The following is a 12,116-nucleotide window of genomic DNA, read 5'->3' on the forward strand; positions in this document are numbered from 1 at the left end:
GCACCCCGCACGCCTACAGCCCGAGGCGGTACGGTGGGGCGAGAAGGATCCGGATCCGAGGTCCGAGGAGGGAGCCAGCGATGATTCTGCTTCGTCGCCTGCTGGGTGACGTGCTGCGCCGACAGCGTCAGCGCCAGGGCCGAACCCTGCGCGAGGTCTCTTCCTCCGCCCGGGTATCGCTCGGCTATTTGTCCGAGGTCGAGAGGGGGCAGAAGGAGGCCTCCTCCGAACTGCTCTCGTCGATCTGTGACGCGCTGGATGTGCGCATGTCCGAGCTCATGCGGGAGGTCAGCGATGAGCTGGCACTCGCGGAGCTGGCAGCGTCCGCGGCCGCGAGCGATCCGGTGCCCGCACCGGTGCGGCCGAAGCTCAATTCGGTGTCCGTCACGTCCCTGGCCGGTGTGCCGGAGGACCGCGTGACCATCAAGTCCCCGGCCGACGTCGTGGATGTCGTCGCGGCCTGACACCCCTGTTCGTACGCACCGGAGCCCCGGCGGGCAGCAGCCCGCCGGGGCTCCGTGCTGCCCGGGGCGGGCGGGTGTGTGCGGCGGGCGGTGCCCGGATGGGCGCTCGGCCGGACCCTCCGGGCCGCTCGGAACGGGCGATTCATTTGTACGATGGCTAAATCGGATAAATCGCCTGAAAACGGGAGTGTCTGGATGTCTGTCGTCAAGAGCACACTGTCCGACGAGGATCGCGGGGTCGTGGGTACCGCCCTGCAGGGCGCGCTCGTCGATCTGGTGGACCTCTCCCTCGTCGCGAAGCAGGTGCACTGGAATGTCGTCGGCCCGCGGTTCCGCTCCGTACACCTTCAGCTCGACGACGTGGTCGCCAGCGCGCGGCAGCATGCCGACACGGTGGCCGAGCGGGCGTCCGCGATCGGGGTGTCTCCCGACGGGCGGGCCGGCACCGTCGCCAAGACCAGTGGCATCAGCGAGATCACGGACGGCTGGATCAAGGATGTCGATGTGGTGCAGGCGATGGTGGAGGCGCTGAGCGCGGTCATCGGCCGGATGCGCGAGCGGATCGTCGCCACCGAGGACCCGGACCCGGTCAGCCAGGACATCTTCATCGGTCTGACCGCCGACCTGGAGAAGCACCACTGGATGTTCCAGGCCGAGGCCCACTGACGGGCCGCGGCGACCGCTGAGGCCCGGGTCCCGGGCATGCCTTCCGGGGCCTGCGGCGTCGGTCCCCGTTGGGGGGCTTGCGGGGGCGAGGTTCGCTCCGGGGCTTGCGGGGGAGTCGGTGCGCCGGAAATGCCCCGGTGCGCCCTCCCGCCGGGCGGCGGGACCCGTCTAGCGTCGGCCGGAGGAGGCAGCCATGGGGTGGCGTGACTTCGCGGTCCGCGGACCGGCCGGCCGGCGTCCGCGGGCCGTGCCGGGGCGCTGGATATCCGGGGTCGTCGTCGGGGGGCTGTGGTGGTGGGCCGCGGTCCGGCTGGTGGTGTGGCCGCAGTCGGCGGGGGTGGTCGAGGGGGTCGTGGCGCTGGGCGGCTGGGGCCTCAGTCTGCTGCCGGTGCACTGTGTTCCGCGGACGGGCCGGAGAGGCGGCTGCCGCCGTGCCGTGGTCCGGGCGGTCAGGGGGTTTCACGGGGTTCGCGGGGCGTGCGGGGCGGTGCTCACCAAGGCATGGCGACGCCGCCGTTGGGGCGGAGGATCTGGCCGGTCATGAAGGACGAGGCGTCCGACGCCAGGTGCAGCACGGTGTGGGCGATGTCCTCCGGCTCGCCCACCCTTCCCAGAGGTGACATCCGGATCATCGGCCGCTCCGCCTGCTGCTGCGCCTCCGCGGTGTGCCGCTCGGTCATCGCCGTACGGACCCAGCCCGGGGCGACGGCATTGACGCGGATGCCGTGCCCGCCGACTTCCGTGGCCAGGGTCTTGGTGAGCTGGACGACGGCGGCCTTGGCGGCGCCGTAGCAGAGCAGGCCGGGTGCGCCGGTGTCGATCGCGCCGGAAGCCATGTTCACCACGGAGCCCCGGGTGCCGGTGGCGATCATGGCGCGGGCGGCCTCCTGGCAGCCGTACAGCACGCCCTTGAAGTTGGTGTTCCAGACCCGGTCCAGGTCCGCGTCCTCGGTCTCCAGGACGGCGGAGGAGTGCATGATCCCGGCGATGTTCGCCATCACATCGAGGCGGCCGGTGGCGCTGCGGGCGGCGTCGACGACAGCGGCGATCTCGCCGCGCCGGGTGACATCGAGGTGGTGGGCGTGCGCGGAGCCGCCCGAGGCGGTGATCGCCGTCGCGGTCGCCTCGACGCCCTGGCCGTCGAGGTCCGCGCAGTGGACGGTGGCTCCGGCCTCGGCGAGGAGGACGGCGGTGGCGCGGCCGATGCCTGCGGCGGCGCCGGTGACGATCGCGGTGCGGCCCGTGAGGTCGTACGCCGTGAAGGGCATGGGGTGAGGGTAGGGCGGAACCTGACGGAGCGTCAATTGGCTTGCGTCACGGGTCAGTCCGCGGGCCGGACGGCCCGTCGGGCTGGCAGGCGGGGCACCAGTAGGTGACGCGCTCCTCGGTGGCGGGGTCCTGGTCGGCGGTGCGGATCCCGGTGCCGCAGCGCAGACAGGGGTGGCCGGCCCGGCCGTAGACCCACAGCCGGCGGTCGGGGCGGGAGCTGGGAGTGGTGGTGCGGGCGGGGCGGTGCTTGTTGGCTTCGAGGAGCTTCCTGGCGAGCGCCGGCATGCGCTCCGGGTGGGGCAGCTGTCCTACGGGGAGCCAGGGGGAGGCGCGCAGCAGAAAGCACAGCTCGCACTTGTAGACATTGCCGATACCGGCGAGATTGCGCTGGTCGAGCAGGGCTTCGCCGAGGGGGCGTTCCGGGGCGGAGAGCAGCCGGCGCAGGGCTTCGGCCGGGTCCCAGTCGGGGCCGAGGAGATCGGGGCCCAGGTGACCGACGACCCGGGCCTCCTCGGCGGTGCGCAGCAGATCGAGAACGGGAAGGCGGTAGCCGACCGCGGTGTGCTCGGCGGTGCCGAGGATCGCCCGGATCTGGTGGGCGGGGCCGCCGCGCCAGCGCTCGGCCGGGGCGTAGATCTTCCATGCCCCGTCCATCCGCAGATGGGAGTGCAGGGTGAGGCCGCCCTCGAAGCGGGTGAGGAGATGTTTGCCGCGGGGGACCACGTCCAGCACTCCGCGGCCGGTCAGATCCACCGTTGCGAGCCGGGGGACCCGCAGGTCGCAGCGGGTCAGCGGGCTGCCGGTGAGCGCTTCGCGGAGCCGCTGGGCCAAGCGCCAGACGGTGTCACCTTCGGGCATGCCACCATCATGCCGGGTGGGTGCGCGCGGGTGGACGCCCGCGGCACGGGGCCCACCCGCGGCGTGCTGTCACCCCCGCAGCCGCAGGCCTCTCGGGGTCGGGTGGAAGCCGGCGGACTCCAGGGTGGTGGCGTAGGGGGAGGTGAGAGCCGAGGTGCCGTTGATGCGTTCGGTGGTGATGGTGCCCAGGGCGCCGGCGCGGGCGGCGTCCGTGAGGGCCTCGACGGCGAGCTGGAGGCGGGCGTCCGTAGGGGCCGGAGCCGGGTCGTGGCCGAAGGGCCAGATGAGCAGGGTCTTGCCGCCGCGTTCCATGTAGAGCGTCAGTTCGCCGTCGACGAGGACCACGAGGGAACCCGCCTTGCGGCCGGGTTTGTGCGTCGAGCCTTCGGGCGGCTCGGGCCAGGACAGGGCGGCGCCGTAGGCGTTCGCCGGGTCGGCGGCGGCCAGGACGACGGCGCGCTGCGGGCCGCCGCGCCGGGACTGCGCCCGGCCGGTTTCCGGCAGGGCGTCGTCGGCGGTGCGCTCCCGCTGGGTGTTGACCGCGCGCAGCCGGTCCACCGCGCCGTCCATCGCGAACTGGGCGGCGCCGAGCCCCTCCACCACATAGCCGCGGCGGGCCTGACCGGACTCCTCGAAGGCGGCCAGCACGCGGTATGCGGCGGAGAACCCGCCCTCGACGCCCTCCGCGGCGACCGCGCCGCGGGTGACGATGCCGTGCCGGTCCAGGAGGGCGCGGGCCAGGGCGTGGGCGCGGTGGGTGGGGTCCGGCTCGGCGGCGGGCAGCAGCGACCAGCGGCCGCCGACGGTCGGCGGGCCGGAGCGGGAGGCGGTGGGGCGGGCGCTGCGGCCCGTGGCCGCGGCCAGCGAGCCGTATCTGCCCCGGGGGACGGCCCGGCGGGCGCGATGGGCGGTCGAGCCGGCGGTACGGCCCGAGCCGAGGAGGGCGCGCAGCGGGGCCAGGGTGTCGTTGGTCAGCCGGCCCGACCAGGCCAGGTCCCACAGGGCGTCGGCCAGTTGGGTGTCGGTGGCCTCGGGGTGGGTGGTGGCGCGGACCTGGTCGGCGAGCTGGCGGAAGAACAGGCCGTAGCCGGGGGCGAGCGCGCTCAACAACGACTCGTGAACCGCGGTCACTTCCAGCGGGAGCGGCTGCGGGAGCAGGAGCGGGGCGGTGTCGGCGAGATGGAGGGAGACCCAGCCGTCCTTGCCGGGGAGCGCGCCGGCGCCGGCCCACAACACCTCGCCGGTGGTGGTGAGTTCATCCAGGAGGGCGGGGGTGTAGCCGCCGACGCGGGAGGGCAGCACCAGCTTTTCCAGGGCGGAGGCGGGCACGGGCGCGCCCTGGAGCTGCTCGATGGCGCGCACCAGGCCGTCGATACCGCGCAGGCTGTGCGACGCGCCGCCGAGCGGGGCCGGCACCCCGCTCGCCGCGGCCGGGCGCGGGGCGCTGAGGTGCTGCCACTGGGGGAGGAAGGCGGCGAGCGCGGCGGGCGGCACGGGCTCCAGCTCCTCGCGAAGTGCGGCGAGCGAGCGGCGGCGCAGCCTGCGCAGCACCTGGGCGTCGCACCACTCCTGGCCGATGCCCGCGGGGTGGAACTCTCCCTGCACGACCCGTCCTGCGGCGGAGAGGAGATGCAGCGCGCCGTCGGTGACGGCCGTGCCCAGGCCGAAGCGGGCGGCGGCCTGCTCGGAGGTGAACGGGCCGTGGGTGCGGGCGTAACGGGACAGCAGATCGCCCAGCGGGTCCTTGACCGGTTCGGTGAACGACTCCGGGACGCCCACCGGCAGCGCCGTGCCCAGGGCGTCGCGGAGCCGGCCGGCGTCCTCGACGGCGGCCCAGTGCTCGGCGCCGGCGATCCGCACCGCGATGGCGCGGCGGGCGGCGGCCAGCTCCCTGGGCCAGGCCGGATCCGCGCCGCGCTCGGCCAGCTCGGCGTCGGTCAGCGGCCCCAGCAGCCGCAGGACGTCGGCGACGCCCTCCACGTCCTTGACGCGCCGGTCGTCCGTACGCCACTGGAGTTCACGCTCCAGCTCGGCCAGCACCTCGGCGTCCAGCAGCTCGCGCAGCTCGGCCTGGCCCAGCAGCTCGGCCAGCAGCCGGGAGTCCAGGGACAGGGCGGCGGCGCGGCGCTCGGCGAGCGGGGAGTCGCCCTCGTACAGGAACTGGGCGACATAGCCGAAGAGGAGCGACCGGGCGAACGGCGACGCCTCGGGGGTGGTGACCTCCACGAGGCGGACCCGGCGGGCCTCGATGTCCCCCATGAGCTCCGTCAGGCCCGGTACGTCGAAGACGTCCTGGAGGCATTCGCGGACGGCCTCCAGCACGATCGGGAAGGACCCGAACTCGCTCGCCACCTGGAGGAGCTGGGCGGCGCGCTGGCGCTGCTGCCACAGCGGGGTGCGCTTTCCGGGGCTGCGCCGCGGCAGCAGCAGGGCACGGGCGGCGCATTCGCGGAACCGGGAGGCGAACAGCGCGGAGCCGCCGACCTGGTCCGTGACGAGCTGGTCGACCTCGCCGTGGTCGAAGGCGACGTCGGCCGCGCCCACGGGGGACTGCTCGGGGTCGTACTCCGCGCCGCGTGCACCGAGGCCCGGGTCGGCGGCCGGGTCGAAGCCGCCGTCGCCGTCCAGGAGGTCGAGGCCCATCAGGTCGGCGTCGGGCAGCCGCAGCACGATGCCGTCGTCGGCATGCATCACCTGGGCGTCCATGCCGTAGCGCTCGGCGAGCCGGGCGCCGAGGGCCAGCGCCCACGGGGCGTGGACCTGCGCGCCGAAGGGGGAGTGGATGACCACCCGCCAGTCGCCGAGCTCGTCGCGGAACCGCTCCACGACGATCGTGCGGTCGTCGGGGACATGGCCGCAGGCCTGTTTCTGCTCGGCGAGATAGCTCAGCACGTTGGACGCCGCCCAGTCGTCCAGCCCGGCTGCGGACAGCCGGGTCCGGGCGTCCTCCGGGCCGAGCGCGCCGAGTTCGCGCAGGAACGCGCCCAGGGCACGGCCCAGTTCGAGGGGGCGGCCCAGCTGGTCGCCCTTCCAGAAGGGCAGCCGGCCCGGCACCCCGGGGGCGGGGGTGACCAGCACCCGGTCGCGGGTGATGTCCTCGATGCGCCAGGACGTCGTACCGAGCGTGAAGACATCGCCGACGCGCGACTCGTAGACCATCTCCTCGTCGAGCTCGCCCACCCGTCGCCCCCCGCCCTTGCCGGAGTCGCCGCCCGCCAGGAACACACCGAACAGGCCGCGGTCGGGGATCGTGCCGCCGGAGGTGACGGCCAGCCGCTGGGCGCCGGGGCGGCCCGTGACGGTCCGGGCGACGCGGTCCCACACCAGGCGCGGGCGCAACTCGGCGAAGGCGTCGGAGGGGTAGCGGCCGGCGAGCATGTCCAGCACGGCCGTGTACGCCGACTCGGGAAGCCCGGCGAACGGGGCGGCCCGCCGGACGACGGCCAGCAGCTCCTCGACGTCCCAGGTGTCCATCGCTGCCATGGCGACGAGCTGCTGGGCGAGGACGTCCAGCGGATTGGCCGGCACCCGCAGCGCCTCGATGGCGCCCGAGCGCATCCGCTCGGTGACCACCGCCGCCTGCACCAGATCGCCGCGGTACTTGGGGAAGACGACGCCCGTCGAGACCGCGCCGACCTGATGCCCGGCGCGGCCGACGCGCTGGAGCCCGGAGGCGACCGACGGCGGCGACTCCACCTGGATGACCAGATCGACCGCGCCCATGTCGATGCCCAGCTCCAGACTGGACGTGGCGACCACGGCCGGCAGCCGGCCGGCCTTCAGGTCCTCCTCCACCTGGGCGCGCTGCTCCTTCGACACGGAGCCGTGGTGGGCGCGGGCCAGCAGCGCCGGGGCGCCCTTGGCGGCACCGGACCCGCCCATCAGCTCGGCGGGGGAGTGGTGCTCGGGCAGTGCCGTGGCGGAGCCGTCGGCATCGGGCCCGGCAGCCGTGGAGCGCTCGTAGGCGATCTCGTTGAGGCGGTTGCACAGCCGCTCCGCCAGGCGGCGGGAGTTGGCGAAGACGATCGTGGAGCGATGCGCCTGGACGAGATCGGCGATCTTCTCCTCCACCTGCGGCCAGATGGACGGCTTCTCGCCGGTGTCGCCCTCCTGGACCGGTGATCCGCCCAGCTCGCCCATGTCCTCCACCGGGACGACCACCGAGAGGTCGAAGCGCTTCCCGGACGGCGGCTGGACGACCTCCACCCGGCGCCGCGGCGACAGATAACGGGCCACCTCCTCCACCGGGCGCACCGTCGCCGACAGCCCGATCCGGCGGGCCGGACGGTCCAGCAGCTCGTCCAGCCGCTCCAGGGACAGCGCCAGATGCGCGCCGCGCTTCGTGCCGGCCACCGCATGGACCTCGTCCACGATCACCGTCTCGACGCCCTCCAGCGCCTCCCGGGCGGAGGACGTCAGCATCAGGAACAGCGACTCGGGGGTCGTGATGAGGATGTCCGGCGGGCGGTTGGCGATCGACCGGCGCTCGGCGGGTGAGGTGTCCCCGGAGCGGATGGCGACCTTGATGTCCGGCTCCGGCAGCCCGAGGCGGACCGACTCCTGGCGGATGCCCGTCAGCGGACTGCGCAGATTGCGCTCCACATCGACGGCCAGCGCCTTCATCGGTGAGACGTACAGCACCCGGCAGCGCTTCTTCGGCTCGGCGGGCGGGGGCGTGCTCGCCAGCGCGTCCAGGGCCGCGAGGAAGGCGGCGAGGGTCTTGCCGGAGCCCGTCGGCGCCACCACCAGGACGTCGGAGCCGGCGCCGATGGCCCGCCAGGCCCCTTCCTGCGCGGCGGTGGGCGCGCTGAATGCCCCGGCGAACCAACCGCGGGTCGCGGGGGAGAACGAGTCGAGCGCTGCCTTGGCCATGTTCTCCATCGTGCACCGGACCACTGACAACGCGGTCGCCGCGCGCTCGGCCGGCCGCCGCCGGCCGTCCGTCCACGCTGCGGACGCGCAGGTCGGCGGCCACGCGGCGGACGCAGAATGGAGGCATGGTCACGGTCAGCGGGCAGAGCGCGTCCGCCGCCGCGCCCGGTGCGGGCGCCACGCCGCGGGCGAGCGGCGAATGGGCGCGCCACTGGCGCTACTCCGGGCTGCCCGGCCTCGACCTGCTGCGCGCCCGCTACGTCCGGCACTCCTTCCCCCGCCATGCGCACGACGGCTATGTCGTCTGTGCGGTCACCTCCGGCATCGAGGAGGTCGGGCTCCAGCAGGGCACGGTCCGGGCCGGCCACGGCGGCATCATCATGATCAACCCGGAGGTCGCGCACACCGCGCGGGCGGGCGCACCCGAGGGCTGGGCCTATGCGACGCTCTACCCGTCCGCCGAGGTCGTCGCCGAGATCGCCGGGGAGACCACGGCGCTGCGCGGCACCGCGGGGTTCGACGAGACGGTCGCCGAGGACCCGCACATCGGCCACATGATCACCGAGATCCACCGGGCCGCCGAGGCCGGCAACGCCCTCGCCGCCGACAGCCTGCTGCGGATGGCCGTCGCCCGGCTGCTGCGCCGCTACGGAGGCCCGCTCCCGGCGCGTACGCCCCGCAGCGCGGGCGCCCGGACCGCCGCTCGCGCCCGGACCGTCCTGGAGGAGCGGATGGCCGGCCCGCCCTCCCTGGAGAAGCTGGCACAGGAGCTCGGGACCAGCCCGTTCGCGCTGCTGCGGGCCTTCCGGGCCGCCTACGGCATGCCCCCGCACGCCTGGCTCACCGACGCCCGGGTACGCCGGGCCCGCAGGCTCCTGGAAGCGGGCAGCGCCCCCGCCGAGGCGGCCGTCGCCGTCGGCTTCACCGACCAGCCGCACCTGAACCGGCACTTCACCCGCATCGTCGGTGTGCCGCCCGGCGCGTACCGCAAGGAGCGCTCGGCCTAGGGGATGTCTCCCCGGCCTCCGTGGAGACCCCCCTAGGCGCGGTGGTGCGGGGAGCGCTGGGGGCCCTGGGGGCCCTGGGGGCGCAAGAACGTACAAGACCGCCGAGGGCGCGGGCTCCTAAGGTCCGGGGTGTGGCAGAACAGACAGAAATACGCACCACGGAGCGGGCCCCAGCGCCGCCGCCGGCACCGCCCGCGAAACCCGACTCCGCCGTGATCAGGGACGCGCTCGGCGTCGGTATCGCCGTCGGCCTCTCCGGCTTCGCCTTCGGCGTGACCTCGGCCGGCGCCGGCCTCGGCCTCCTCCAGACCTGTGCGCTGAGCCTGCTGGTGTTCACCGGAGCCTCGCAGTTCGCCCTGGTCGGCGCGCTGGCCGCGGGCGGCAACCCGTTCACCGCCGCGGCCGGCGCGTTCTTCCTGGGCGCCCGCAACGCCTTCTACGGGCTGCGGCTGTCCGCCGTCCTCGGCTACCGGGCACGGGTCAGGCCCTTCGCCGCCCATTGGGTCATCGACGAGACCTCCGCCGTCACCCTGGCCCAGCCCGACCGCCGCAGCGCCCGGCTGGGCTTCACCGTGACCGGGCTGACCCTCTACGTCCTGTGGAACCTCACCACCCTCGTCGGCGCCCTGGGCGCCGGGGCGCTCGGCGACACCGACGCCTGGGGGCTGGACGCGGCCGGCCCCGCGGTCTTCCTGGCGCTGCTCGCGCCGATGGTCAAGGACACCGTCGAACGGGTCGCGGCCGGTCTCGCCGTGGTCCTGGTCATGGTCACGCTGCCCCTGCTGCCCACCGGCGTGCCCGTGCTGGTCGCCGCGCTCGCCGCGCCCGCCGTCCTTCTCGTGCAGGGGCGCCGGGAGCGGGCAACGGGGGCGGAGGAGACACCACGGACACCACGGGCAGGCACCGCCGCGCCGCACGCGCCCGGGGACCAGGCCGAGGAGCTCCGCCACACCACCGAGGAGGACCGGGCATGACCGTCTGGATCGCGATCGCCCTCACCGCCGTCGGCTGCTACCTGGTCAAGTACCTCGGCCTGTCGGCACCCGCAGGCGTACTGGAGCGCCCCCTCGTCAAGCGGCTGGCCGCACTGCTGCCGGTCGCCCTGCTGGCCGCGCTCACCGCCCAGGAGACCTTCAGCGACGGCCCGCATCTGATGCTGGACGCCAAGGCCGCGGGAGTGGCCGCCGCGGCCGTCGCGCTCGTGCTGCGGGCGCCGTTCCTGCTGGTCGTCGGCGTCGCCGTGGCGGTCACCGCAGGGGTACGGGCCCTGGGAGGGTGATCGTTCAGGTGAGGCGGCGCCCGTACGCCCGGAGGGTCAGCAGCGCCTTGAGCGTCACCATCGGGCGGCCCTCCAGCGCCGTCCCGGGCGCCCACACCCGCCAGTTGACCGGCCAGCCGCCGTCCTCCTCCTGGAGCGCGGTGAGGTGGTCCAGCGCCCGGCCCATCTCCTCTTCGGTGAACCAGTCGCGGGCCAGCGAGCCGGGTGCGGGGGCGAAGTCGTAGGCCAGGTGATGCTCCCCGGGGGCGTACCCCGGCGCCACGGGGACGTCCGCGGCCCGCTCCGGGTCCAGCAGCACCAGCCGCTGGTCCCGGACGAGCCGGCCGAGCCGCTGCGCCGCCGCGGCGGCCCGCGGCCGGTCCGGGGCGCCGTCCAGGAAGGCCACGGCCGCCTCGACCTCGTACGGATGGGTCTCCTCCAGCGACTCCACGGTCGCCCAGCAGTAGTCCGTGGCCCGGAACAGCCAGGCGTGCCAGACCTCGTTGCGGTGCAGCACCCCCACCACGGGACCGGTGGCCAGCAGCGAGCTCGGCGGATCGTCGGCCACGGGGATCCAGGGCGCGGCCGGATACCCGCGCTGTGAGGGGTGCAGGGCGGGCAGCGCGCCCTGCGGCGTGGAGATCTTCGTCAGATAGCGGCAGATCCGCTCCACCTGGCGGCCGTCACAGCGCCCGATCCGATCGAGGACCTTCAGGGCGTGGGCGGTGTGCAGCGGCTGGCTGACCGGGCCGCGAAGGTCGGGCTCCAGGGCATGGCCGAAGCCGTCGTCGTCGTTGCGGTACGCGGTGAGCGCGGTCTCGACCGGATCGGCCCCGCCGCCGAGGAAGTGGAACTCGAAAAGCCGCTGCTCGAGCACTCGCGCGGTCAGCCAGACGAAGCGCTCGGCACGCGCCAGAGGGGTCGAAGAAGGTCTTACGTTGTCGGCCATGGCCTGACCGTAGGGCGGAAATCTCCCGGCGGCACGGGCTCGCGCCCCGCTGCCCTCCCAGGGCGGGATACTGAAGGCATGCGGTTGACGGATCTTGCGGTGGCGACGGCCGGGCCCCCGTCAACAGCAGGCCGCGGGATGCCCTGTGCGCAGGGGCCGAGTGCGCCGACGGCGCGGCGTCCGAGGAGAAGCGGGAGCGCAGGACCGCTACGCACTGTCCGCGACATCGCCGTCCCGGGAGGCCGCGCCCTCCCGGTCCGCCGCGAGCCGGGCAGAGGCCGCGTGGAAGGCCTCCAGGCCCGCCGCGAGCCGGGCGACGTCAGCGGGTTCCATGCGTTCGAGGGTGGCCGTCACGTCTCGGCTGCGCGCCATCCGGTACTGCTCCAGCAGCACCCGGCCGCGCAGGCTCAGCCGCAGCTCGACCTCCCGTCGGCTGGTCGCGCTGGGGCCCCGTTCCGCGAGGCCCATGGCCTCCAGGCGGTCGCAGAGCCTGCTGACCGCCGGCGGCCGCGAGCCGAGCGCTTCGGCGAGGGTGCGCAGATTGGTGCCCTCGCACTTCTCGATCACCAGGAGCGCGCGCAGCTGGGAGAGGGAGACCTCCGCCGAGCGTGCCGCTTCCTGTCCGCGTCCCCACAACACCTCGAGCAACTCGGAAGCGGCAAGGGCCGCCGCGCTCGCGTGCTCGTGGGAATGGGGCCGACCGGTGAAACGGGACACACGAACACTCTGTCACCCTGTGCGTCCCCTTGTCAGACCGACCCTGCCCTTGGGCC

10 protein-coding genes are annotated in these 12,116 nt (G+C 74.4%); 5 read left to right on the top strand and 5 right to left on the bottom strand.

What is annotated here, in order from left to right; genetic code table 11:
- The first annotated feature begins 80 nt into the window (after positions 1–80).
- Positions 81–464 carry a helix-turn-helix domain-containing protein gene (locus K7C20_RS27125; RefSeq protein ID WP_018092941.1) on the top strand — a complete coding sequence of 128 codons (384 nt, stop codon included), beginning with the start codon at positions 81–83 and terminating at the stop codon, positions 462–464.
- Between the two features lie 195 nt (positions 465–659).
- Entirely contained in the window at positions 660–1,130 is a 471-nt protein-coding gene (locus K7C20_RS27130) for a Dps family protein (protein WP_030081543.1), read from the top strand.
- Between the two features lie 491 nt (positions 1,131–1,621).
- Here the strand turns inward: K7C20_RS27130 and K7C20_RS27135 are convergent, their stop codons facing one another.
- The 3 genes from K7C20_RS27135 to K7C20_RS27145 all read right to left on the bottom strand — a co-directional run bounded on the left by K7C20_RS27135 (position 1,622) and on the right by K7C20_RS27145 (position 8,129).
- Positions 1,622–2,398: an SDR family NAD(P)-dependent oxidoreductase gene (locus K7C20_RS27135; protein WP_030081541.1), complete on the bottom strand. Its 777-nt coding sequence runs from the start codon at positions 2,396–2,398 to the stop codon at positions 1,622–1,624.
- 46 nt (positions 2,399–2,444) lie between these two features.
- On the bottom strand, positions 2,445–3,257 hold the full coding sequence (locus K7C20_RS27140) for an Fpg/Nei family DNA glycosylase (RefSeq protein WP_030081539.1): 813 nt from the start codon (positions 3,255–3,257) through the stop codon (positions 2,445–2,447).
- 69 nt (positions 3,258–3,326) lie between these two features.
- Positions 3,327–8,129: a DEAD/DEAH box helicase gene (locus tag K7C20_RS27145; protein WP_053209852.1), complete on the bottom strand. Its 4,803-nt coding sequence runs from the start codon at positions 8,127–8,129 to the stop codon at positions 3,327–3,329.
- Positions 8,130–8,254: 125 nt separating this feature from the next.
- Here K7C20_RS27145 and K7C20_RS27150 point away from each other — a divergent pair, with 125 nt between their 5' ends.
- The 3 genes from K7C20_RS27150 (at position 8,255) to K7C20_RS27160 (ending at position 10,415) form a co-directional block, all read left to right on the top strand.
- Positions 8,255–9,136: an AraC family transcriptional regulator gene (locus K7C20_RS27150; RefSeq protein WP_053209851.1), complete on the top strand. Its 882-nt coding sequence runs from the start codon at positions 8,255–8,257 to the stop codon at positions 9,134–9,136.
- 131 nt (positions 9,137–9,267) lie between these two features.
- On the top strand, positions 9,268–10,110 hold the full coding sequence (locus tag K7C20_RS27155) for an AzlC family ABC transporter permease (RefSeq protein ID WP_030081529.1): 843 nt from the start codon (positions 9,268–9,270) through the stop codon (positions 10,108–10,110).
- A complete protein-coding gene (locus tag K7C20_RS27160; protein ID WP_053209850.1) occupies positions 10,107–10,415 on the top strand; it encodes an AzlD domain-containing protein in 309 nt (102 codons plus the stop codon). Before K7C20_RS27155 ends, K7C20_RS27160 begins: the two co-directional genes overlap by 4 nt.
- 4 nt (positions 10,416–10,419) lie before the next feature.
- Here K7C20_RS27160 and K7C20_RS27165 read toward each other — a convergent pair whose 3' ends face one another.
- Together K7C20_RS27165 and K7C20_RS27170 are read right to left on the bottom strand one after the other, a co-directional pair.
- Positions 10,420–11,343, bottom strand: a complete 924-nt coding sequence (locus K7C20_RS27165) for a hypothetical protein (RefSeq protein ID WP_053209849.1) — start codon at positions 11,341–11,343, stop codon at positions 10,420–10,422.
- 207 nt (positions 11,344–11,550) lie between these two features.
- On the bottom strand, positions 11,551–12,060 hold the full coding sequence (locus K7C20_RS27170; protein ID WP_053209848.1) for a MarR family winged helix-turn-helix transcriptional regulator: 510 nt from the start codon (positions 12,058–12,060) through the stop codon (positions 11,551–11,553).
- Between the last annotated feature and the right edge of the window lie 56 nt (positions 12,061–12,116).

Origin of the sequence: Streptomyces decoyicus (genome assembly GCF_019880305.1) — a bacterium.
Lineage (GTDB): Bacteria > Actinomycetota > Actinomycetes > Streptomycetales > Streptomycetaceae > Streptomyces > Streptomyces decoyicus.